Below are 21,751 nucleotides of genomic sequence, written 5' to 3' on the forward strand. Positions count from 1 at the left end.
GGACGCCTTTGTACGCGTCGGGCACGCTGGCGCAGATAACCTATTGGTACTAGCCCCCCGGTTCAGGTGGCCGCGGTGCCTACACTGGCGCCGCACCGCCCGATCACGGGGAGGCCGGTGGCCCGAGCTGAACGGCCGGGCGCGTCATTGCGAAAGTTCCGGCCCTTGCGGCCGTTGTTGTCCTGTCCACACGCAATCTGAGAGAGCCGCACCCAACATGCGCCCGATTCCCACCTTGCTGGCCCTGTCGCTGGCCGCGCTTCCCGCCTTCGCTTCGGCTGCCGATTTCGACAACTGGCCGACCAAGTACGCCTTCGGCGACGGCACCGAGCTGGCCGCTACCGCCAACATCGCCTACGACTACAACGATTTCTCCTCGGGCAGTGGCCTTGAGGACGACGACGCCGTGCGCCGCAAGGAGTTCGGTGCGACGCTGAAGAAGAAGGGCGTCTACGACGCGATGGTCTATTACGACTTCCAGTCCGATACCTGGCTGGACGTGTTCGTGCGCTTCGAAAGCAAGGCCTTCTTCGGCCGCGACATCGGCCGCTTCCGCTTCGGCTACATGAAGACCCCGGTCGGCCTGGACGCGAACACGTCCTCGCGCGCCGGCAGCTTCCTGGAAACCGCACTGCCGGTGCAGGCCTTCTACGCCGGCCGCCGCACGGGTGTGGAATGGGTGCTGGAGCGCCCGCAGTACCTGCTGCAGGCCGGCGCCTATGGCGGCAAGGACCTGCAGGGTGACAACCCGGGCACCACCCAGGCCGTGCGTGCGGTGTGGACCCCGGTGAAGGCGCCGGGTGACGTGATCCACCTGGGCCTGGCCTACTCGCAGGAAAATCCGCGCGGTTACAGCGATGGCCGCGACGTGCACCACGAGGCCAGCGCGCGCCTGCGCGCACGTCCGGAAGCCGGCCTGACCGACATCCGCTATGTCGATTCCGGCGCGCTGGTCACCGCCGACCAGATCCGCCGCACCGGCCTGGAAGGCATCTGGATCCGCGGCCCGTTCTCGGTGCAGGCCGAAGCCCTGCGCGCCACGGTCACCCGCCATGACGGCAAGCCCGACTACACCGGCAGCGGCCAGTACGCGATGGCGAGCTGGGTGCTGACCGGCGAATCGCGCCCGTACAACGCCGGTGCGGTGGCCAACATCAAGCCGGCGCACGACTACGGCGCGGTGGAACTGGTGGCCCGTTACAGCCGCATGGACCTCGACGATGGCAGCATCCTCGGCGGCCGCCAGCACGACCTCACTCTGGGTGCGAACTGGTACCTGACCAGCCACTTCAAGTTCCAGGCCAACTACGTCAAGGTCGACGCCAGCCGTCGCGGCGTGCACAGCACGCCGGAGATCTTCGAACTGCGCGCGCAGATGCACTTCTGACCCCTTCCACGTCAGATCCCGGCGGGCGTGTACGCCACGCCCGCCGGCCCTGCGTAGACTGCCGCCATGTACTGGCTCAGCCGCCACCGGATGCTGTTGCTGACCATCGCGGTGATGGTCGGCGGCACCGTGCTGTGTGCGGTCGCCGCCGGCCACTACGCCTGGCGGCGCGCCCTCGGTGAGGAAAGCAGCCAGGTACAACGCCAGCTGCAGTTGTATGGCCAGGGCCTGCAGCAGCGCATCGACCGCTTCGGCACGCTGCCGCAGGTACTGGCACTGGATCCGGATCTTCTGCACGCCCTGCGTGTGCAGCCCTCGCCCACCGAACGGCAGCGGCTGAACCTCAAGCTGCAACGCGCCAATGAAGTCACCCGTGCCTCGACCCTGACCCTGGTCGGTCACGATGGCGTGGCGGTGGCGGCGAGCAACTGGGACCAGCCGACCACCAACGTCGGTGAGAACTACAGCTATCGTCCCTATTACCGCCAGGCGCTGGCCCAGGGCCGCGGCCGCTTCTACGGCATCGGCATGACCACCGGTGTGCCCGGCTACTACCTGTCGCAGGCCATCGAGGAAGACGGCAAGCGGCTCGGCGTGGTGGTGATCAAGGTCGAGCTGTCGGCACTGGAGCAGGAGTGGCTGAGCAGCCCTGACGTGGTGCTGGCCAGTGACGACCACGACGTGGTGTTCCTGGCCAACCGTGACAGCTGGCGCTACCGCCTGCTGCGACCGCTGGGCGCCGATGAGCGCCGCGAAATGCTGGACGCCCGCCAGTACGCCGATCGCACCCTGCAGCCACTGCGCGCACGTACCGAGGATGTACTGGCCGATGGCGGCCGCATGGTGCGCCTGCTGGATCCGGCATTGCCGCAGCCGATGCTGTGGCAGAGCCTTGCGCTGCCGGCCGAAGACTGGAACCTGCACCTGCTGCACGACGCCAGTGCCGCCACCGCCGCCGGCCGTGCGGCCGCGCTTACCGGAGGTGCTGCGTGGCTGGCGCTGGGCTTCCTGGTGCTGTTCGTGCAGCAGCGCCGGCGCCTGGCCAAGCATCGCCTGCGCAGCCGCCGCGAGCTGGAAACCCTGCTCAAGCAGCATGCACAGGAACTGCGCACCGCACAGGATGGCCTGCTGCAGGCCGCCACCGATGCCGACAGCGGCCTAAGCCGCAGCCTTGAACACCTGCCGCAGGGCGTGGTGGTGATCGACCGGGACCTGCGTCTGGTCGCATGGAATTCGCGCTACCTGGAACTGTTCCGTTTCCCGCTGGACCTGGTGCGCGTGGGGCGGCCCATCGAGGAACTGTTCCGCTTCAACGCACGCCGTGGCCTGCTCGGTCCCGGCCCGGTCGACGAGGCCATCGAGCGTCGCCTCAACCACCTGCGCAGCGGCCGTCCGCACATGCGCGAAAGTGAGAAGGACGACGGTACGGTGCTGGAGATCCGCGGCAACCCGCTGCCCGACGGCGGTTTCGTCACCAGCTACGCCGACATCACCAGCTACAAGAATGCTGCACGCGAACTGCGCTCGCTGGCCGATGCACTGGAACACCGCATCGCCGAACGTACCCACGACCTGGACGAAGCACGCCGCGAGGCCGAACAGGCCAACCGCTACAAGACCCGCTTCGTCGCCTCGGCCGTGCACGACCTGCTGCAACCACTCAACGCAGCACGCATGTTCGTCTCGGTGCTGCGCGGCAAGCTGAGCGACCCGGCGCAGCAGCAGACCAGCGATCACATCGACGCTGCATTGGCCGCGCAGGATGCGATCCTCAACAGTCTGCTGGATATCGCGCGGCTGGAATCGGGCAGCCTGCCGACCCGTGTGCAGGCGTTCCGGCTCGGGCCGCTGCTGCAGACACTGGCGCGCGAATTCGGCATCGCCGCGCAGTCACGTGGCCTGGTGGTGGACTGGGTCGATACCGATGCGGTGGTGGTCAGCGATGAAGCGCTGCTGCGCCGCATCCTGCAGAATTTCCTGTCCAACGCGCTGCGCTACAGCGAGCGCGGTCGCGTGCTTCTGGGCTGCCGTCGCCGCGAAGGCCTGCTGTGGATCGAAGTGCACGACCAGGGCCCCGGCATCCCCGATGCGTTGCAGGGCGAGATCTTCGAGGAATTCCGCCGCCTGCATGATGGCCAGCAGCGCGGTGCCGGGCTTGGCCTGGCCATCGTCGACCGCATCGGCCGCCTGCTCGGACACCCGATCCGACTGCGCTCGCAGCTGGGCCAGGGCAGCGTGTTCGCCGTGGGCGTGCCGTTCGGCGACGCCAGCGCGATACCCGCCACCGCGCCCGCGCCGGTGCTGGCGCAGGAACCGGCAGCGGACAACCCGCTGCGAGGGCGCCGGGTGTGGGTGATCGATGACGATCCGCACGTGTGCGCGGCCAGCCGCGCGCTGCTGGAGCGCTGGGGCTGCGAGGTGCTGCTGGCCGATGGCCCGCAGGCAGCGCTGCAGTTGGCCATGACGGCAACCGTGCCGGAGCTGGTGCTGCTGGATGTGCGCATGGGTGACCACCACGGCCCGGTGCTGTACGAGACATTGGCAGAGCTGTGGCGGGCCCGACCGCCGGTGGTGCTGGTCACTGCCGAGCGCGATGCGGGATTGCGTGAGATGGCTGCCGAGCGTGGCTGGGGAATGATGGCCAAGCCGGTGAAACCGCCGGCGCTGCGGGCGCTGATGAGTCAGTTGCTGATCCGGCATCGCGGGTGATTCCAGCCAACGGCGCAGCCCCTCGTGGGTGGTGCCTGGTTGGTCGTGGAAAGCAGAAGCCGTGGGTGGGCCGGTCGGGTTGGGTGCGCGGGGGACGCCGTGAATCCATCCCTGGAGGCTTGGCAGCCGCATCCATGCGGCTGACACCCCCGCGAACCCAACCCGACCGGCCTCTGACAGATTTCGGTGGCCTGCCACCCACGGAGAAGAAAAAGAAGATCAAAAGCGGATCGCGCGCTGCGCTTGCTCGTGTAGAGCCGAGCCCATGCTCGGCTTCGCGGACCGGCCGCAAAGCAGCCGAGCGTGGGCTCGGCTCTACATAAGGCGGCCTGCCAGGCTGCCTTTGCTTTTGATCTTCTTTTCTCTTCCGTGGATGAATGCGCACGGAACCTGTCCGTGGCCGGGCAGGTGGGCTGCGCAGGGGCGTGAGCCGCATGGGCCCGAGGCATGCCTCGGGCGGGTTGGGCAGGACGCCCAACCCCGGTCTTGCCGTGTGCGCAGGACTGCGCACACGAGCAAGCGGCGACCGAGCTTACATGGACGTACTTGCAGCGGCCCCTGCGCAGTCCACCTGCCCGGCCTCACCCATGAACTGCTCTACGTGTCCACCCACGAGGGGCTGCGCCGTTGGCTGGAAACTACAACCCGATGCCCGCGTCGCCTTCCGGCTCCAGCGCCTTCACCAGCACTGCCGCCTGCGTGCGGCTATGGCATTCGAGCTTCTTCAGGATCGCGGTGACATGCACCTTCACCGTGTTTTCCGCCAGCCCCAGCGTGTAGGCGATCTGTTTGTTGAGCAGCCCGTCGGCCAGGCACAGCAGCACGCGGAACTGCTGCGGGGTCAGCTGCGCCAGGCGGCTGGCCAGCAGGGCGTCGGCCTCGGAGCGTTCGGCGGCCATCGCCGGGAACCACAGGCCACCATCGAGCACAGTCTGCACGGCCTCGCCGATGGTCTCCGCCGGGGCAGATTTCGGAATGAAACCGGCGGCACCGAACTGCTGGGCGCGGCGGATCACACGGGGGTGGTCGTTGGACGAGAGGATCACCACCGGAATGTCCGGATGCGAGCCACGCACGTGCAGCAGCGCGGAAAAACCGTGTGCGCCAGGCATGGTCAGGTCGAGCAGCACCAGGTCCACGTCCGGGTGCGCGTCGAGGGCTTCGGCCAATGCCTCGGCGCTGGCGACCTCGCGCACCTGCGCCAGCGGCAGGCTCTGCCGCAATGACTGCACCACCGCCGAACGCAGCAGCGGGTGGTCATCGGCGATCAGGATGGTGTATTCGCTCATGGGGCAAGTTTGGCATGTCACCAAAGGGAATACCTTCTTCATTTGCTTCGCCGGCCAGTCGATGCCCCAGAAAGGGCTGCCGCGACTGCTGTGTAGACTCTCTGTAATTAAGAAAATGCGGCACCAACCAGATCGTCAGATACAGGACACCGATCAGTAGGGCTGTTCCAACTTTGCCATACGTACTGCGCATCACCTCGTACAGATCCTCACGCAGGGTTGAAGGAACGCTACCAATGCGCTGAAGATCCAACAATCGCTGCGCCGACCGGACGTCAATCCGCATCCGAGGGTAGTCACCTCTCTCCAGAACCTCTTTTCGATTTACCACAGCCGATCCCCGCTGGACCTCGGAGTACTTCAGGTCCGCTGCCCTGCAGGCAAATCCCGCCAGCGCAGCATTACGTGGAGCCAGGCATTCATCGATCAGGTCCAGCAACTCCGCATATTGAATCGCGTCATAGTCCTGGCTAGCCGCTTTGGCTCGATAGTCACTTCGCTCCAATTGATACGAGCTCAGATGATTGATTAGCAAAAGGTACAGGCCGACCATAACCACCGAGGAGCCTATAACTAGAAGGACTCGCCTTACCGCCGTTGTACGGGCCCAGTGAATGCTACGCATGACCCCTGAGCCAATCATTTCCACGTCTTCGAAGTTGTCCTTCAGCCTTCCCAATGATCATTCCTCACACGACTGGAAACAGGATATCGGCGGGAATGGCACCTAGGTTTAGCGCCCTGCCGGCTCCACGCTGCTGCGCCAGGCATCGAGGAACTGGCGGCGCTTGAGTGCATCCAGGTACACCAGCAGGCCCGGGCCCAGCTGGATCGGGCGGCGGCTGCGGCCGGGCGCATCGTCGCCACGTGCGCTGCCGGTGACGATCGGCATCAGCCGTGCCTCGCGTGACAGCACCTGCTGGCCACGCGGCGACAACAGGTAGTCGAGGAAGCGCCGGGCTTCTTCCGGGTGTGGGCCGGTGCGTGGAATCACCGCGGTACGCAGTACCACCAGCGTGTAGTCCTCGGGCTCCACAATCGCCAGCGGAGCACCCGCGTCGATGCGCGCCTGCGCGTAAGAGCCGAGCACGTTGTAGACCAGCGACAGCTGTCCGCTGGCCACCTTGTCCAGCAGCACGCCGGTGCGCTCCTCGCGCACCACATCGTTGTCGCCCAGCGCGCCCAGCAGCGCACCGGCGATGCTGCCACGCTGCGCATCCTGCGTAGACAGCAGGTAGCCGACGCTGCTGCGTTCGATGTCATAGGTGCCGACCCTGCCCCGCAGGGGTGCGCCTTCGGCGCGCAACCGGTCCAGCAGTTGCCGGCGCGTGTGCGGCACACTCGCAGCCGTCAGCGCGCGGGTGTTGTAGACCATCACCACCGGCTCGTAGCTGATGCCGAATGCCTCGTTGCGCCACTGCGCCCAAGCCGGCAGCGCGGCGGTCTGCGCGGAGCGGTGCGGCAGTGCATGACCATCGTTGACCAGCTTGGTCTGCAGGTCCATGCCACTGGAGATCAGCAGGTCCGGCGATGCCGGTCCGCCGCGGTCGTGCAGGTACCGCGCGTACAGGTCCTGGGTGATGATGTCCTCGTACACCACTTCGGTGCCCGGGTGCAGCCGCTGGTAGTCGGCGATGACCACCGCGAACACTTCGATGTCGGTGGTGCCGTGGATGCGCAGCTGCGCCGTGGTCTTTGCCTGTGCGGGAAAACGGCGCACATCGCCGGGCGCGGCCAGCACCGGCAGGGCCAGCAGCAAGGCAACGCCAGCAGTGAACAGGCGGATCATGGACTGCTCCGGGGCAGGCGGATGGTGGCGATCAGCCCGCCCTGAGGACGATTGCTGAGATCGATGCGGCCGCCATGGCTGTCGACCACGCGCTTGACGATGGCCAGGCCCAGCCCGGCGCCGCCGGACGGCGCGCCCTCGCCACGGGCGAAGCGCTCGAACACGCGTTCGGCATCGGCGGCGGCAATGCCGGCACCGTGGTCGGCGATGGTCAGCACGGCCTGCCCGCCTTCCACGGTCAATGCGATCTGCAACGGACCGTCGCCGCCGTACTTGAGTGCATTGTCGACCAGGTTCTTGATCGCCTCGCGCAGCAGCAGTGCATCGCCATGCACCTGTACCGGCTCGGCGGTCATCGCCAGTTGCACGCGCGGTGCCGGGCCGGCCTGCGGCAGTGCTTCATGCAGGGCCTGGTGCACGGTCTCGGCCAGATCCACTGCAGCAAAGCGCTGCAGATGCGAACGATGGATCACGCTGGCATCGCTGAGCAACTGATTCAACAACCGGCTCATGTGGGTGGCGTTGCGCTCGATCGCCTGCAGGCTGCGCCGCATGTCTTCGGGATCGTCGTCATCCAGCGCCAGCTGTGCCTGCGCACGCAATGCCGCCAACGGCGTGCGCATCTGGTGCGCGGCCTCGGCCATGAACGCACGCAAGGTCTCGTTGCTGCTGGACAGGCGTTCCATGAAGCGGTTCAACGCCGCCACCATCTGGTCCATCTCGCGCGGTACACGGGCATCCAGCGGCTTCAGGTCAGAGGGCTCGCGGCGTGACAGCTCGCGTTCCACCCGCACCAATGGCCGGAATGCGCGATGCACGCCAAAGGCCACCAGCGCCAGCAGCAGGCCGGACAGCACACCGATCGCCAGCAGTGCGCGGTTGACCATGTCCTGCGCGACCGCTTCACGCGCACGCCGGGTCTGGCCGACCTGCACCTGTACTTCGCCCTGCGCCGAGGCGGCGGCGAAACTGCGGCCGACCACCACGAAGCGCACGGTCTCGCCACTGTACGCCGCATCAAACAGCTGCGGTTGCGTGCCGGGCCGGCGCGGCGGCGCCGGCAGGTCGCCATAGCCGGTGATCAGGTTGCCACGGCTGTCGGCGACCCGATAGAACACGCGGTCTTCCGGGGCCATCGCCAGCAGGTCCAGCGCCGCATAGGGCAGATCGACCTGCCATTGGCCATCGACCAGGGCCACCGAATCGGCAATGGACAACGCCGAGGACACCAACAGGTGATCGTAGGAACGGTTGGCGGCGCGCTGGCCATAGCCGCGCGCGGCAAACAGCAGAGCCACCGCGAACACCGCCAGCAACGCGCCGAGGTAGAGCAGCAGCGTGCGCCGCAGCGAGCCCGGTGCGGCGTTCGCAGCGCGGGCGTCAGCCATCGGCATCGGTGTTGCCGTCACTGGCTTCCAGCAGGTAGCCGACGCCGCGCACCGTGGTGATGCGCAGCGGCGCGGCGGCCAGCTTCTTTCTCAGGCGCCCCACATACAATTCGATGGCATTCGGACCGGCCTCATCATCGAAGCCGAACAGCCCGTTGCCGATCTCATCCTTGCCGACCACCTGGCCGAGACGACCGACCAGGATCTCCAGCAGCCGGTACTCGCGGTTCGGCAGTTCGATCGGTTCGCCGTCGAGGCTGACCCGGTGCGCGGCATTGTCGAACTGGAAGCCGCCGATCTGCACCACTTCGCTGGCCTGGCCGCGCGCGCGTCGCAGCAGCACGCGGCAGCGCGCTTCGAACTCGCGGAAATCGAACGGCTTGCCCAGGTAGTCGTCGGCACCCACGTCCAGCGCCTGCACGCGATCTTCGATGCCATCACGCGCGGTCAGCATCAGCACCGGTGTGCTGTCACCGCGCTCGCGCATGCCGGCCAGCACGCGTAGGCCATCAAGCTTGGGCAACCCGATATCCAGCACCACCAGGTCGAAGCTCTGGTAGCGCAGCACGCTGGCGGCGGCCAGGCCATCGGCCTGCCAGTCCAAGGCGTGGCCGCTGCGACGCATGCGACGGATGATCGCATCGGCCAGATCCGGGTTGTCTTCGACCAGCAGCAGGCGCATGGGCACGGGGGTGGGAGGGGAAACGAATGCTACCGCATGCCGCCGCCGCGCTTGCCGGGCGTGGCCCAGTGAGCGCAGTGGCCGGTTTTACGCTGCACCGCACAATCCGTTGACAGGACGATGACAGCTACGGCAACCCAGACTGCGGCCGCGCACCGTCCGGTGCCCACGATTGCCGCGCGCCTGGCGCGCACCTGGGAGGGTTTGTGGAATTCACGTTTGCCTGGCGGCGCCCTGCCGCCATGATGGCGCTGGCTGCCCTGTCGGCGCCGGCCTTTGCCGCCGAAGACGATCGTCCGGTCACGGCTTCGCTCGGAGGCCGCCTGCACCTGGACTTCGCCACCTTCGACAACGACAACCGCGGTACGCCGAACAAGGATGACACCGAGATCCGCCGTGCCTGGGTCGATGTGTCCGGCAAGTTCTTCGTGGTCGACTACAAGCTGGAAGCCGATTTCTCCGGCGACCGCGTCGAGGCCAAGGACGTGTACCTGGCACGCAGCTTCGGCAAGGCCGGCAAGCTCACCGTGGGCCAGTTCAAGCAGTACTTCTCGCTGGATGACCGCACCAGCTCCAACTACGGCAGCTTCCTGGAGCGCGGCAACGCCGGCACCACGCTGGCGCCGCTGTATCGCCTGGGCGCATCGTGGCAGGCCAACCCCGGCGACTTCACCTGGGCGGCCAGCATCTACAGCCTGGAAAGCATCGACGCCTGGCAGGTGAAGGGCCGTGCCGCCGGTGGCCGCGTCACCTGGGCGCCCTCGCCCAGCGATGGCGACGTGCTGCACCTGGGCCTGTCGCTGGCCCGTGAGGCCTATGACAACCCGGGCGCCAACGGCGTCCCGGGCCTGAAGATCCGCCCGCGCCCGGCCGGCCACCTGTCCGACGAGAGCCGCCTGACCCTGGTCGACTTCTCCGCTGGCCGCGATACCGACGTCAACAAGTGGTCGCTGGAATACGCGCAGGTGCGCGGCCCGCTGTCGTGGCAGGGCGAGTTCAGTGGTGCCACCTTCGATGACGGCGCGCAGCGCGGTGACGTGATGGCCGCCTACGGCATGCTCAGCTGGTTCGTCACCGGCGAAAGCCGCGCCTACGACCGCAAGACCGGCCGCTTCGCGCGGGTGAAGGACATCCGCCACAAGGCCGGTGCCTTCGAAGTGGCACTGCGCTACGACCAGATGTGGGGCGCACAGCACCTCGACGGTGCAGCCGACCTGCGCCGCGGCAGCACCGAAGCGTGGACGCTGGGTGGCAACTGGTACCTGCGCGACAACCTGCGCTTCATGCTCAACGTGATCGAAAGCCGCAACCGCGACCGCCTCGCCGGGATCACGGTGGACCGCACGCGTGCGGTCACCGGCCGCCTGCAGTACGACTTCTAGACCTGATATTCCGGGCATGCCGCCCGGGCCCCTTCCACTCCCCCACGTCCTGTTTTCGCAAGGAGTCCGCAGATGATGCTGAGCATCCTCGGCTTTGGCATGGTCATTACGTTCATGTACTTGATCATGAGCAAACGCCTGTCGCCGCTCGTCGCCCTGATCACCATCCCCATCCTGTTCGCGCTGATCGGCGGCTTCGGCGCCAACATCGACGAGATGATGCTGGAGGGCATCAAGAAGATCGCGCCGACCGGTGTGATGCTGATGTTCGCCATCCTCTACTTCGGGGTGATGATCGACGCCGGCCTGTTCGATCCGCTGGTGCGGGTGATCCTGCGCTTCGTGAAGGGCGATCCGATGAAGATCGTGCTCGGCACCGCCGTGCTGGCGATGCTGATCTCGCTCGACGGTGATGGCTCGACCACCTACATGATCACCGTCTCGGCGATGCTGCCGCTGTACCAGCGGCTGGGCATGAACGCACTGAACATGACCTGCGTGACCATCCTCGCCGGCGGCGTGATGAACCTGACCCCGTGGGGCGGCCCGACCGCCCGCGCGGCCACCGCGCTGCACGTGGACCCGGCCGATGTGTTCGTGCCGCTGATCCCGTCGATGGTGATCGCCTGTGCCGGCGTGCTGCTGCTGGCCTGGTACCTGGGCCTGAAGGAACGCCGTCGCCTTGGCGTGGTGACCCTGCCCAAGGGTGGCAGCTGGATGGACAACAGCGTGTCCGACGACAGCAACCCGCTGCCGACCGTGGAAGACGCCGAGGACATCAAGCGTCCGAAGCTGCTGTGGGTCAACCTGGCCCTGACCGTGGCGCTGATGACCGCGCTGATCATCGGCGTGCTGCCGATGCCGGTGCTGTTCATGGTCGGCTTCGCCATCGCCCTGGTGATCAACTACCCGAACCTGGCCGAGCAGCGCCGCCGCGTGGTCAACCACGCCGGCAACGTGCTGTCGGTGGTGTCGCTGATCTTCGCCGCTGGCATCTTCACCGGCATCCTCAACAACACCGGCATGGTCGAAGCGATGTCGCACAGCTTCCTGGCGGTGATCCCGGAATCGTGGGGCCCGTACCTGGCGGTGATCACCGCAGTAGCGTCGATGCCGTTCACCTTCTTCATGTCCAACGACGCGTTCTACTTCGGCGTGCTGCCGATCCTGTCCGAAGCCGCCGGCAACTACGGCATCACCCCGGTGGAAATGGCGCGCGCCTCGCTGGCCGGTCAGCCGGTGCACCTGCTCAGCCCGCTGGTGCCGTCCACCTACCTGCTGGTTGGCCTGGCCAAGGTCGAGTTCGCCGATCACCAGAAGTTCACCCTGAAGTGGGCCATCGCCATCTCGATGCTGCTGATGGTCGGCAGCCTGCTGTTCGGCCTGTACCCGCTCGCGGCCTGACCCCTTACCAAGGAGCCTTCTGCAATGACGCTTCGAATCGCTTACGTCACCAGCGGCATGGGCAGTGTCGGTACTGCCATCTGCCAGAGCCTGGCCCGCAGCGGCCACACCGTGGTTGCCGGTTGCGCGCCGAACTCACCGCGCAAGGCCAACTGGCTGCGCGAGCAGCGCGAACAGGGCTTCGACTTCATCGCCTCCGAAGGCAACGCGACCGACTGGGCCTCGACCAGCGCGGCGTTTGCCAAGGTCCGCGCCGAAGTCGGTGAAGTGGACGTGCTGGTCAACAACTCCGGTGGCAGCCGCGACCTGCTGTTCCGGCAGATGACGGTGGAAGACTGGAACGCGGTGATCGCCTCCAACCTCAATGCGCTGTTCAACCTGACCAAGCAGGTGGTGGACGGCATGGCCACGCGGGGCTGGGGCCGCATCATCAACATCGGTTCGGTCAGCGCCCACAAGGGCCAGATCGGCCAGGTGAACTACGCCACCGCCAAGGCCGCGATGCATGGTTTCAGCCGTGCGCTGGCCGCCGAAGTGGCCTCACGCGGGGTCACCGTCAACACGTTGTCGCCGGGCTATATCGCCAGCCAGGCCATCAGCAGCTTCCCGCCGGATGTGCTGGACCGGCTGGCCGCCTCGGTGCCCGTGCGCCGCCTCGGCCGCCCGGAGGAAGTAGCCGGCCTGTGCGCGTGGCTAGCCTCGGACGAAGCCTCGTACGTGACCGGCGCCGATTATCCGGTCAACGGTGGCCTGTACATGGGTTGAGCCCGTCTCCAGGCAGCGCGTGGACCGCCTCCCCCACGGAGTGCGCGGGGCCGGTGAACCTTCGCTTGCGAGGGGGATCCGGCCCCATCTTTTTTCTGCCTGTACCGGCTGCGTGCTATACCGGCAGCATCCGTGCACCGGGACTTCGCCCATGCAGCGTCTGTGGTGGGGAAACCTTGCGATCCTGCTGCCTGCACTGTGTGCGGCGGCCGCACCCGACCAGTTGCCGATGGCTGACGATGTGCAGGCCGATCGTCTGGTCGAACTGACCCACAGCTGGGGCGCACCATTGCCACGCGCGGCACGTCTGGAAGACCTTCGCGCCATGCTGCCGGCGACAGCGGCCGTCATCGAAACACCTTATGCGTTGCCGGGCATCACGCTGCCGCCGGTGGCCCTGTCCCCACCGCTTCGGATCACCGGCGGCATAGTCCTGCTGCAGGCCGATCGCCAGCACGTGCACTCCGTGCGCCTGGATGTCGGAGGCGTCTGTGTGACGCGTCGGCAGATCGTCCAGCGCCAGGCCGCGCCAGCGCATGTTCTTCCTCCTTCAGGCCACGCCCCGGAGCAGGCATTGACGTTGAGCTACCCGGCCCCGGACCGATGGGTGAGCTACCTCTTTCCCGGATTGCATCACACGTGCGTCGCGGAGGTGATCCTCAAGCCGGCAGACGCATCGCCGCCATGACAAGAATGTTGCAGGACGCACACCACTGCCCCGCATCGTTCGTTGGTTTTCCGTAAAGAAGGTTTCATGTTCCGTTCGCATAGTGGCCATGCACCGCGCACGCGTGCCGGTGACCACCCCCAATGCAACGGACCACCATGCAGACCCGACACCTGACGATCGCCGTGGCGATCGCGCTCTCCGCCGCCGCCAGCGCCCATGCCGCCACCGCCGCCGATGCCGGCACCAGCACCGATGCCGCGCTGAGCGCGCAGACGCTGGATACCGTCTCCGTGATCGGCCAGGGCGAGACCCGCCAGGTGCAGCGCATCACCGCCGTCGACAAGCAGGTGCTGCCGCCGGGCACCAGCGGCCAGAAGATCCTCGATCGCCTGCCGGGCGTGTCGGTGCAGTCCAACGACGCCTTCGGCGCCAACGAAGAATCGCAGACCATCAGCCTGCGCGGCTTCGACAAGAGCCGCCTGGGCTACACGCTGGACGGCATCCCGCTGGGCGACAACAGCTACGGCAACTACAACGGCCTGAGCATCGCCCGCGCGATCATCGCCGAGAACCTGGCCGGTGCCGAGCTGTCGCAGGGCATCGGTTCGCTGGGCGTGGCCTCGACCAGCAACCTGGGCGGCACCATCCAGTACTTCTCGATGGACCCGTCCACCGAATTCGGCGGTCGCGCCAGCGTCACCGTTGGCGACAACAGCCAGCGCCGTGGCTACCTGCGCGTGGATACCGGCGACATCAACGGCTTCTCGGCCTACGTGTCCGGCGTGCACCAGGACCAGGACATGTGGGCTGCGCCGTACCAGAACCAGACCACTCGCCAGTTCAACGCCAAGGCGGTGTGGAACGTGGGCGACCATCGTTTCGGTGCGTTCGTGGCCACCTCGCGCGCCAGCCAGGCCAACTACGCCTACCTGTCCAAGGACATGCTGGCCCGCGGCCTGGGCTATGACTGGAACATCTACGCACCGGACTGGGATCGAGCCGTGGCTGCTGCGTACTGCGCGCCGGGAACTCTGGACCGCAGCAAGTGCAAGTTCAGCGGTGGCGTCACCAGCATCGACGATGCGTACTACCAGAGCCGTGCACTGCGTGACGACAACCTCTATTCGGTCGATGCTGACCTGCGCCTGGGTGAGCAGGGTCGCCTGAAGCTGCTGGCCTATCACCACGACAACCGTGGCCAGGGCCACTGGTGGGCACCGGGCCAGCCGTCCTACCCCGGCACCGACAAGATGCTGCCGATTTCGATCCGCAGCACCAACTACACGATCAACCGCGATGGCCTGACCGCCGCGCTGTCGTGGACGGTGGGCATCCACGAACTGGAAGCCGGCCTGTGGTACGAGCAGAACGACCATAACGTTTCGCGCAACTTCTACTACATCAGCGGCCCGTTCCTGGACGACCTGTACCTGAAGAACCCGGACCGCCTGCTGTTCAACCAGGACTTCGACATCCGCACGCGCCAGTTCTACGTGCAGGACCGCATGCGCTTCCTGGACCAGCGCCTGACCGTGGATGTGGGCATCAAGAGCCCGAACACCCGCATGCGCGCCACCGCCAACCCCGGCGTGGAAACCAGCATCGCCTCGGGCACGCTGACCGCCAAGGAATCGGTGCTGCCGCAGCTGGGCCTGGGCTTCAAGCTCAACGCCAACAACGAGCTGTTCGCCTCCTACGCCGAGAACATCGCCGCCTTCGTCGGTGGTGGCAGCGGCGGCCCGCTGCAGGTGTCGCCGGAATCGTTCGCGGCCAGCGCCGGGCTGGAGCCGGAGAAGTCCAAGAGCTTGGAAGCCGGCTTCCGTACTTTCGGTGAGAAGTACCAGGCGTCGATCGCGGGCTACAACGTGAAGTTCGACAACCGCCTGCTGTCGCTGAACCCGTGCTCGAGCATCGAAGTCGGCACGCGTCCGGAGTGCGTGACGCGCTTCATCAACGTCGGTTCGGTGAAGAGCTACGGCGCGGAACTGACCTTCATCCTCAAGCCGATCGACGGCCTGCAGTGGTACAACGCGCTGTCCTGGAACAAGACCACCTACGAGGACGACTACCTGTCCGGCGGCGCGGTGGTGCCGGTGGCCGGCAAGATCACCGTGGATACGCCGCAGCGCATGGCCTCCAGTGAAATCAGCTGGAACCGCGATGGCTTCTTCGCCAGCCTGCGTGCCAAGTACACCGGCAAGCGCTACTACACCTACACCAACGACCAGTCGGTGCCGGGCGTGACCACCTTCGACGCCGGTGCGGGCTACGATTTCGGCCCGGGCCTGGGCCTGCGCAATGTGCGGGTGTCGTTGAACGCGACCAACCTGACCAACAAGCGCTATGCGGGCCAGTTGAGTTCGTTCGCACCGACCGATCCGGAGGGCAAGCGCTATGCGATCCATGCGAGCGCGCCGCGGCAGTTGTTCATGACGGTGGCGGCGGAGTTCTAAGTCAGAAGCGTTGCCCCGCGGCGTCTTGATTGTCGTCGGGGGGCAGGGCCGGATGGGCCGGCGCAGGACACGCCGTGAACCCATCCATGGGGCTCGATGGCGCCATCCATGGCGCCAACGGTCCTGCGCCGGCCCATCCAACCCTGCTCGACGGTTTCCCGCGCCACGGTGCGGAGGGCAAAGAAGAGCAAAAGCAAAGAGCCGGGCATTGCCCGGCTCTTTGCTTTTCAAGCGCAATCCCTCTGGTGGACCTGCTACCGCGCCCGCAGAAAACTGTCTGGAGGAGGCGGGGCACCCTGGCCAGGACCGTTGGCGCCATGGGCCAGTCGCATGCGACTGGCGGGTTGGGCAGGACGCCCAACCCCGGTCTTGCCGTGTGCGCAGGACAGCGCACGCGAGCAAGGCGCCATCGAGCACCATGGAGGGGCTTTTGCGTGTCCTGGCCAGGGTGCCCCGCCTCCTCCCCACCGATAGCAGGCAGGCGCTGGCGGGTCCGCCAACGCATTTCATTCCGGCGCCAGCTGGTCCATCCGTATCCGGTTGGCGAACAGCGAGAACGCCAGCATGCCGGCCAGGCCGTTCGCCCGGCTCATCCAGTGCGGCAGCCAACGCGGCGGCTTCAATACACCGGACTCGAACAACGGCGCGAACGCGATCGCATCGGTCAGGCTCATCTTGCCCGCGAACAACCAACGGCAGACCTGCAGGCGGTCCTCGGCCAGCATGTGGCGGAAGAACGTGTGCACCGACACCAGGCCGCGCAGGTACACCGTGTCCTTGGTGAAGGCCAGGCCGCCACTCGGCGGTACCCCACGGAACACGCGCTGCGCCGAAGCGAAGCTCTCTTCGGCGTTCTGCCCGGCATCGCAGAAGTAGCGGAACACCTCGATGAAATCGGCGCCTTCGCGGGCCATCGCAATCGCTTCGGTACGCAGGCTGATGCGCTTGAGGCGCTCGATGTCGATGCTGCCGGTGATCTGCTCGGCGAAGGTGGCCAGCCCTTCCTGGGTTGCCGTCACCCGCGGCGAGGACAGTGCCAGGCTGGGCAGCACAAGCTGCTCGCGGCCGTTCAGGGCGGTCAGCGAATGCACCAGCGCTTCATGGTGGAACAGCTGCGCGCGGTCGTAGGCGCTGAAGCGTGCACTGGTGCGCAGGCGGATGCGGGTCGGGCCGGCGGCGGCCTTGGACACCAGCTCCGGGTCGAGCTGTACCTGGATGATGCGCGATTCGAAGAACGCGTCCAGATCGTTCTGCAGCTGCAGTTGCAGCGCGATGGCCGAGACCGGCACCTGTTCTTCCGGTGCCAGCAGTTCGTGGTCCAGCTCGGCGGCGATCTGGATGAAGTGGCGCGCCGCTTCGCGCGTGCTCGGGCCATTGCCCGGCAACGGCTGCTCAGGGGCGCCGAACAGCTGCACCGAACAGGAGTCGACCGCAGCCGTGCCCAACCCTTCCAGCAGCTGTGCGGCCAGGTCCCAGCTCTGCGCTGACTGCCGCACGTAGTGACCCAGTGGATGGCTGTCGTCGCAGTCGGCGGCAATCGCGGCCAGCGCACGACGTTCCTCGCTGAAATCCAGCTTCGGGTAATCCACCTTCGGCAGTACCGGCTGGCCACGCGCCACGCTGTCCAGGAACGGTGCCTGCACCGTGGCTGGCCAGCTGGTCAGGCCCAGCAGGCGGATGCCTCCCACGGCCTCGACCAGGCGCGCATCGAGCGCTGCATGGTGGGCCACGTCACGGTCCAGCGTCGCAGTCGGTTCCATGCGCGGACTATAGCGCCCTGCCCGCACGTTGGTAGGTGCAATGGATCGGGTAGCTGCCAACCTTGGTTGGCATCCGCCGAAGGCGGGCGTCGGATACATCCGTGCCAACCAAGGTTGGCACCTACCAGGAACGGGCAGTTGGCACCCACCCGAAGCAGGCAGACGCAGGTTCATTGCAGGGGGCAGAGCCCATTGCGGTGCAATGGGATCCGACCCCGCGATACCGATCAGCGCCTACGCGGCTTGCCAGCCGGGCGGAACTGCTGGCCCTTGCCCTTCTTGCCGCCGCGTTCCTGCGCGGTTTCGGCCTGGCGGACCGCCAGCTTGGCGGCAGCGGCGGCCACTTCTTCCTTCAGCTTGAAGTAGTTCAGCAGCCGGCTCTCTTCAATCTCGCCGGCCTCGATCGCTGCACGCACGGCACAGCCCGGTTCCTGCTGGTGCTTGCAGTCGTTGAAACGGCACTGTGCGGCCAGCGCTTCGATGTCCGCGAACCCACCCTCGGACAGGGTCTCTTCGCCGGTCGGCTTCAGCTCGCGCATCCCGGGGGTGTCGATCAGGCAGGCGCCGGTCGGCAGCGGCATCAGCGCGCGGTGCGTGGTGGTGTGGCGTCCACGCGAATCGTTGGCGCGCACTGCGTTGGTCTTCATCCGCTGCTCGCCGAGCAGGGTGTTGGTCAGCGTGGACTTGCCGGCACCGGAAGAACCGACCAGCACCACCGTGCGGCCCGGGCCCAGCCACGGCTGCAGCACCGCCACGCTGTCGGCATCCAGGCCGTTGATCGCATGCAGCGCGATGCCCTGCATCTCCAGCTCTTCCAGCACCGCCAGTGCGTCTTCGCTGTACTCGGTCTGGTCGGCCTTGGTCAGCACCACCACCGGTTCTGCACCGCCACCACCGACCAGCAGCAGGTAGCGTTCGATGCGGCGCGGATTGAAGTCGGCATCCAGGCCACAGACGATGAACACCGTATCGATGTTGGCGGCGATCACCTGCTGGTGGTAATGCTCGCCGGCCGCACCGCGCTTGATCGCGGTACGCCGCGGCAGCAGGGCGACGATGCGGATGCCATCGAGCAGCACCCAGTCACCCACCGCTGGCCGTTCATGGCTGGGGAAGCGCGGGCGCTGCCATTCCGGCAGGGACTCGGCCTTGATCGACGCATCCGGGCCATCAGCCACCACGTAGTGGGTGCGGTGCTGTTCGATCACCCGTGCCGGGCGGGCCTGCGGATGTGCGGCCATCGCGGCCTGCCAGTCGGCCTGCTGCGCCGGGCCCGGCCAGGGCCAGCCAATGGTCTGCAGGGCGATGAAATCGGGGGTCTGGGTCATCGCCGCCATTCTACCTGTGCCGGCGCCCTGCCAGCCCAGCAATGACGGGCCCGGAGCCCTTGCCATGCATTGCAGCAATTCCGGTAGGATGGAAGCCCCATGCCTTTTGACGGCCCAGCTCCCATGTCCACCAACTCGCCCAAGCCCCTGGCCATCCGCGAGCGCCTTTCCGAAGTGCGCTACGAAATCCGCGGAGAACTGGCGCGGCGAGCCCGGGAGCTGGAGGCGCAGGGCCGCAAGCTGATCAAGCTCAACATCGGCAATCCCGGCGCCTTCGGTTTCCGCGCGCCGGAGCACCTTCAGCGTGCGATCGCCGACGACATGGGCCGCACCGACCCCTACACGCACCAGCAGGGCCTGCCGGTCGCGCGTGAAGCGATCGCCAGCTACTACGCCCGCCGTGGCGCGCCCGATGCGCACCCGGACCGCGTCTTCCTCGGCAATGGCGTCAGCGAGCTGATCGACCTGTCGCTGCGTGCGCTGCTCAATCCCGGCGACGAAGTGCTGGTGCCCTCGCCCGACTACCCGCTGTGGTCGGCCTCGACCATCCTCAACGATGGCCGCCCGGTGTACTACCGCTGCGCACCGGAGAACGGCTTCCAGCCGGACCCGAGCGAGATCGAGACGCTGGTGTCCTCGCGCACCCGCGCCATCGTGCTGATCAACCCGAACAACCCCAGCGGCGCAAGCTACCCGCGCGAACTGCTGGAGCGCGTGGTGGAGATCGCGCGCCGCCACAACCTGCTGTTGCTGGTTGATGAGATCTACGACCAGATCCTGTACGACGACGCGGTGTTCCAGCCGGTCGCACCGCTGGCCGGTGATCATCCGTGCCTGACCTTCAGCGGCCTGAGCAAGGTGCACCGCGCCTGCGGCTGGCGCGTGGGCTGGGCCCACCTCAGCGGCGACGATGCCCGCCTGGGTGACTTCCGCGCGGCGCTGGACCTGCTCGGTGCGCTGCGCCTGTGCGCCAACGTGCCGGGCCAGTACGCCATCGAGGCCGCAGTGAACGGCCCGGACACCATTTCCGAGCTGTGCACGCCGGGCGGCCGCCTGTACGAAACCCGCCGTGCGGTGATCGAAGCCTGCGAAGCCAGCGAACACCTGTCGCTGGTCGCGCCGGCCGGTGCGCTGTACGCGTTCCCGGCCGTGGTCGGCGCTGCGGCAAAGGGCTTCGACGACCACAACTTCGCGCTGGACCTGATGAACAACGAGGGCGTGCTGGTGGTGCCGGGCTCGAGCTTCAACGTGCCCTACCGCCACCATTTCCGCGTGACCCTGATGCCGGAAGCCTCGGTGATGCGCGATGTGTTCGCGCGCATCGACCGCGTGCTGGCACGGCGTGCCGAGGACGCGACCAAGGTCGTGCCGCTGAAGCCGCGCCGTTCGGTGGCCTGACCTGTGACCCTGTCCTACCTGGCGCTGGGCGATTCGTACACCATCGGTGAAGCGGTTGCAGTCGAAGGCCGCTGGCCGCACCAGCTGGCTGCCGCGCTGCGTGCACAGGGCACTGAGCTGTCCGATCCGCAGACCATTGCGACTACCGGCTGGACCACCGACGAACTCGATGCGGGCATCGATGCGGCCGCGCCGCAGGGGCCGTTCGATTTCGTCAGCCTGCTGATCGGCGTCAACAACCAGTACCGTGGGCGTCCGCTGGACGAATACCGCAGCCAGTTCCAGGCGCTGCTGCAGCGGGCCATCGGTTTCGCTGGCGGTGATGCCGGCCGCGTGCTGGTGCTGTCCTTCCCCGATTGGGGTGCGACCCCGTTCGGCGCCGGCAGTGGCCGCGACCTGGCCACGATCGAGATCGAGACCGACGAATTCAATGCGGCTGCCGAGGTGATCAGCACCCAGCAGGGCGTGGCCTTCGTCGACATCACCGATATCAGCCGCGCGCAGGGCGAAGACCCGACGATGATTGCCGAGGACGGCCTGCATCCTTCGGCGCGGATGTACGCGCTGTGGAGCGCGCGCGCCCTGCCGGTGGCCGCGCATCTGCTTGGCGGCACGGACTGAGGTGATGGACGGCACGCCACGGAACGGCCCGCCCCTGCCCTGCACGCCCCTGACCGCCCCGCAGGCCCGCTTGATCGCAGAAGCATTCCGGCCAGCGCAGGCCTGGGGCAGCCGCCGCGACTACTACTACACCCGCGGCAAGCTCGGCAGCGATCCGCTGTACGACGGCGTGCTGCAGCATCTGCCTGACGATGGGCAGCCGGTGCTGGACCTGGGCTGCGGGCTGGGCCTGTTCGCCCATGTGCTGCGCCAGCGCGGCGGTACCCAGCATTACCTGGGCGTGGACGTGGATGCCGGCAAGATCACCCGCGCGCAACGTGCTGCCGCCGACCTGCAGGACGTGCGCTTCGACTGCGTGGATGTGCAGGCGCCGCTGCCGGCGCAGGCCGGGCACGTCCTGCTGCTGGACGTGCTTCAGTATCTGGACGCGGGCCCACAGCAGGCCCTGCTGCGCGCGGCCAGCGCACAGGTGGCCCACGGCGGCTGCCTGTTGCTGCGTACACCGCTGGCCACCGGCGATGGCCGCGACCGCACCACACGGGTGGCCGACCGGCTGGCCTGGCTGATCGGCTGGATGGGCACACGACCGCGCCACTATCCCGATCCGCAGGTGCTGCAGGCGACATTGATCGAGGCCGGATTGCAGGTGACGTCGCCCCGGCCGCTGCACGGGCGTACCCCGTTCAACAGCTGGCTGCTGGTGGCGCACCGCATCCGGTAGCGCCG

17 protein-coding genes are annotated in these 21,751 nt (G+C 67.1%); 10 read left to right on the top strand and 7 right to left on the bottom strand.

Going from position 1 to position 21,751, the window contains the following annotated elements; all coding sequences use genetic code 11:
- Nucleotides 1-217: 217 nt before the first annotated feature.
- Nucleotides 218-1,387, top strand: a complete 1,170-nt coding sequence (locus QRO95_RS02045; protein ID WP_071228137.1) for an OprO/OprP family phosphate-selective porin — start codon at nucleotides 218-220, stop codon at nucleotides 1,385-1,387.
- A gap of 66 nt (nucleotides 1,388-1,453) precedes the next feature.
- Nucleotides 1,454-4,096, top strand: a complete 2,643-nt coding sequence (locus tag QRO95_RS02050; RefSeq protein WP_285301551.1) for a PAS-domain containing protein — start codon at nucleotides 1,454-1,456, stop codon at nucleotides 4,094-4,096.
- A 638-nt stretch (nucleotides 4,097-4,734) separates the two neighbouring features.
- On the opposite strand, the gene QRO95_RS02055 is transcribed toward QRO95_RS02050, so the two are convergent.
- The 5 genes from QRO95_RS02055 to QRO95_RS02075 form a co-directional block, all read right to left on the bottom strand.
- Complete coding sequence (locus QRO95_RS02055; protein WP_061479578.1) at nucleotides 4,735-5,385, bottom strand: response regulator transcription factor; 651 nt, start codon at nucleotides 5,383-5,385, stop codon at nucleotides 4,735-4,737.
- The gene (locus QRO95_RS02060) at nucleotides 5,354-5,938 is read right to left on the bottom strand and encodes a hypothetical protein (RefSeq protein WP_146257004.1); all 585 of its coding nucleotides are present in this window, start codon (nucleotides 5,936-5,938) and stop codon (nucleotides 5,354-5,356) included. Before QRO95_RS02060 ends, QRO95_RS02055 begins: the two co-directional genes overlap by 32 nt.
- A 180-nt stretch (nucleotides 5,939-6,118) precedes the next feature.
- Nucleotides 6,119-7,174 (bottom strand): ABC transporter substrate-binding protein, encoded by a 1,056-nt coding sequence (locus QRO95_RS02065; RefSeq protein WP_285301552.1) that lies wholly within the window; start codon nucleotides 7,172-7,174, stop codon nucleotides 6,119-6,121.
- Nucleotides 7,171-8,562 carry a sensor histidine kinase gene (locus tag QRO95_RS02070; protein ID WP_285301553.1) on the bottom strand — a complete coding sequence of 464 codons (1,392 nt, stop codon included), beginning with the start codon at nucleotides 8,560-8,562 and terminating at the stop codon, nucleotides 7,171-7,173. The genes QRO95_RS02065 and QRO95_RS02070 overlap by 4 nt, the downstream gene beginning before the upstream one ends.
- Nucleotides 8,555-9,244, bottom strand: a complete 690-nt coding sequence (locus QRO95_RS02075; protein WP_285301554.1) for a response regulator transcription factor — start codon at nucleotides 9,242-9,244, stop codon at nucleotides 8,555-8,557. The genes QRO95_RS02070 and QRO95_RS02075 overlap by 8 nt, the downstream gene beginning before the upstream one ends.
- Nucleotides 9,245-9,486: 242 nt before the next feature.
- Here QRO95_RS02075 and QRO95_RS02080 point away from each other — a divergent pair, with 242 nt between their 5' ends.
- The 5 genes from QRO95_RS02080 to QRO95_RS02100 all read left to right on the top strand — a co-directional run bounded on the left by QRO95_RS02080 (nucleotide 9,487) and on the right by QRO95_RS02100 (nucleotide 15,918).
- Nucleotides 9,487-10,626, top strand: coding sequence for an OprO/OprP family phosphate-selective porin (locus tag QRO95_RS02080; RefSeq protein WP_032130484.1), 1,140 nt, complete (start codon nucleotides 9,487-9,489; stop codon nucleotides 10,624-10,626).
- Between the two features lie 75 nt (nucleotides 10,627-10,701).
- Nucleotides 10,702-12,030: a CitMHS family transporter gene (locus QRO95_RS02085; RefSeq protein WP_032130486.1), complete on the top strand. Its 1,329-nt coding sequence runs from the start codon at nucleotides 10,702-10,704 to the stop codon at nucleotides 12,028-12,030.
- A gap of 24 nt (nucleotides 12,031-12,054) precedes the next feature.
- Nucleotides 12,055-12,795 (top strand): acetoacetyl-CoA reductase, encoded by a 741-nt coding sequence (gene phbB / locus QRO95_RS02090; protein ID WP_005419193.1) that lies wholly within the window; start codon nucleotides 12,055-12,057, stop codon nucleotides 12,793-12,795.
- A 151-nt stretch (nucleotides 12,796-12,946) separates the two neighbouring features.
- Nucleotides 12,947-13,483, top strand: coding sequence for a hypothetical protein (locus tag QRO95_RS02095; RefSeq protein WP_121504408.1), 537 nt, complete (start codon nucleotides 12,947-12,949; stop codon nucleotides 13,481-13,483).
- 137 nt (nucleotides 13,484-13,620) lie between these two features.
- A complete protein-coding gene (locus QRO95_RS02100) occupies nucleotides 13,621-15,918 on the top strand; it encodes a TonB-dependent receptor (RefSeq protein WP_285301555.1) in 2,298 nt (765 codons plus the stop codon).
- Nucleotides 15,919-16,424: 506 nt separating this feature from the next.
- Here the strand turns inward: QRO95_RS02100 and QRO95_RS02105 are convergent.
- The gene (locus tag QRO95_RS02105; RefSeq protein ID WP_285301556.1) at nucleotides 16,425-17,678 is read right to left on the bottom strand and encodes a flavohemoglobin expression-modulating QEGLA motif protein; all 1,254 of its coding nucleotides are present in this window, start codon (nucleotides 17,676-17,678) and stop codon (nucleotides 16,425-16,427) included.
- A gap of 227 nt (nucleotides 17,679-17,905) precedes the next feature.
- Nucleotides 17,906-19,015, bottom strand: a complete 1,110-nt coding sequence (rsgA, locus tag QRO95_RS02110; RefSeq protein ID WP_032129866.1) for a ribosome small subunit-dependent GTPase A — start codon at nucleotides 19,013-19,015, stop codon at nucleotides 17,906-17,908.
- 114 nt (nucleotides 19,016-19,129) lie between these two features.
- Between rsgA and QRO95_RS02115 the strand changes: the two genes are divergently transcribed.
- The 3 genes from QRO95_RS02115 to QRO95_RS02125 are packed head-to-tail and all read left to right on the top strand — an operon-like array spanning nucleotide 19,130 to nucleotide 21,746.
- Complete coding sequence (locus QRO95_RS02115; RefSeq protein ID WP_005414441.1) at nucleotides 19,130-20,404, top strand: pyridoxal phosphate-dependent aminotransferase; 1,275 nt, start codon at nucleotides 19,130-19,132, stop codon at nucleotides 20,402-20,404.
- 3 nt (nucleotides 20,405-20,407) lie between these two features.
- Nucleotides 20,408-21,025 (top strand): SGNH/GDSL hydrolase family protein, encoded by a 618-nt coding sequence (locus QRO95_RS02120; RefSeq protein ID WP_032129868.1) that lies wholly within the window; start codon nucleotides 20,408-20,410, stop codon nucleotides 21,023-21,025.
- A 4-nt stretch (nucleotides 21,026-21,029) separates the two neighbouring features.
- Complete coding sequence (locus QRO95_RS02125; RefSeq protein ID WP_049400245.1) at nucleotides 21,030-21,746, top strand: class I SAM-dependent methyltransferase; 717 nt, start codon at nucleotides 21,030-21,032, stop codon at nucleotides 21,744-21,746.
- Nucleotides 21,747-21,751: the final 5 nt, after the last annotated feature.

This window comes from Stenotrophomonas maltophilia group sp. Smal13, assembly GCF_030236855.1.
Taxonomy (GTDB): domain Bacteria; phylum Pseudomonadota; class Gammaproteobacteria; order Xanthomonadales; family Xanthomonadaceae; genus Stenotrophomonas; species Stenotrophomonas maltophilia_A.

What these genes read in the sequence shown, in the direction of transcription:
- QRO95_RS02115 (WP_005414441.1), top strand. Translation starts at nt 19,130, where the DNA reads ATGTCCACCAACTCGCCCAAGCCCCTGGCCATCCGCGAGCGCCTTTCC.
- QRO95_RS02075 (WP_285301554.1), bottom strand. Translation starts at nt 9,244, where the DNA reads ATGCGCCTGCTGCTGGTCGAAGACAACCCGGATCTGGCCGATGCGATC.
- QRO95_RS02100 (WP_285301555.1), top strand. Translation starts at nt 13,621, where the DNA reads ATGCAGACCCGACACCTGACGATCGCCGTGGCGATCGCGCTCTCCGCC.
- QRO95_RS02070 (WP_285301553.1), bottom strand. Translation starts at nt 8,562, where the DNA reads ATGGCTGACGCCCGCGCTGCGAACGCCGCACCGGGCTCGCTGCGGCGC.
- QRO95_RS02050 (WP_285301551.1), top strand. Translation starts at nt 1,454, where the DNA reads ATGTACTGGCTCAGCCGCCACCGGATGCTGTTGCTGACCATCGCGGTG.
- phbB (WP_005419193.1), top strand. Translation starts at nt 12,055, where the DNA reads ATGACGCTTCGAATCGCTTACGTCACCAGCGGCATGGGCAGTGTCGGT.
- QRO95_RS02080 (WP_032130484.1), top strand. Translation starts at nt 9,487, where the DNA reads ATGATGGCGCTGGCTGCCCTGTCGGCGCCGGCCTTTGCCGCCGAAGAC.
- QRO95_RS02060 (WP_146257004.1), bottom strand. Translation starts at nt 5,938, where the DNA reads ATGGTCGGCCTGTACCTTTTGCTAATCAATCATCTGAGCTCGTATCAA.
- QRO95_RS02105 (WP_285301556.1), bottom strand. Translation starts at nt 17,678, where the DNA reads ATGGAACCGACTGCGACGCTGGACCGTGACGTGGCCCACCATGCAGCG.
- QRO95_RS02055 (WP_061479578.1), bottom strand. Translation starts at nt 5,385, where the DNA reads ATGAGCGAATACACCATCCTGATCGCCGATGACCACCCGCTGCTGCGT.
- QRO95_RS02065 (WP_285301552.1), bottom strand. Translation starts at nt 7,174, where the DNA reads ATGATCCGCCTGTTCACTGCTGGCGTTGCCTTGCTGCTGGCCCTGCCG.
- QRO95_RS02095 (WP_121504408.1), top strand. Translation starts at nt 12,947, where the DNA reads ATGCAGCGTCTGTGGTGGGGAAACCTTGCGATCCTGCTGCCTGCACTG.
- QRO95_RS02085 (WP_032130486.1), top strand. Translation starts at nt 10,702, where the DNA reads ATGCTGAGCATCCTCGGCTTTGGCATGGTCATTACGTTCATGTACTTG.
- rsgA (WP_032129866.1), bottom strand. Translation starts at nt 19,015, where the DNA reads ATGGCGGCGATGACCCAGACCCCCGATTTCATCGCCCTGCAGACCATT.
- QRO95_RS02125 (WP_049400245.1), top strand. Translation starts at nt 21,030, where the DNA reads ATGGACGGCACGCCACGGAACGGCCCGCCCCTGCCCTGCACGCCCCTG.
- QRO95_RS02045 (WP_071228137.1), top strand. Translation starts at nt 218, where the DNA reads ATGCGCCCGATTCCCACCTTGCTGGCCCTGTCGCTGGCCGCGCTTCCC.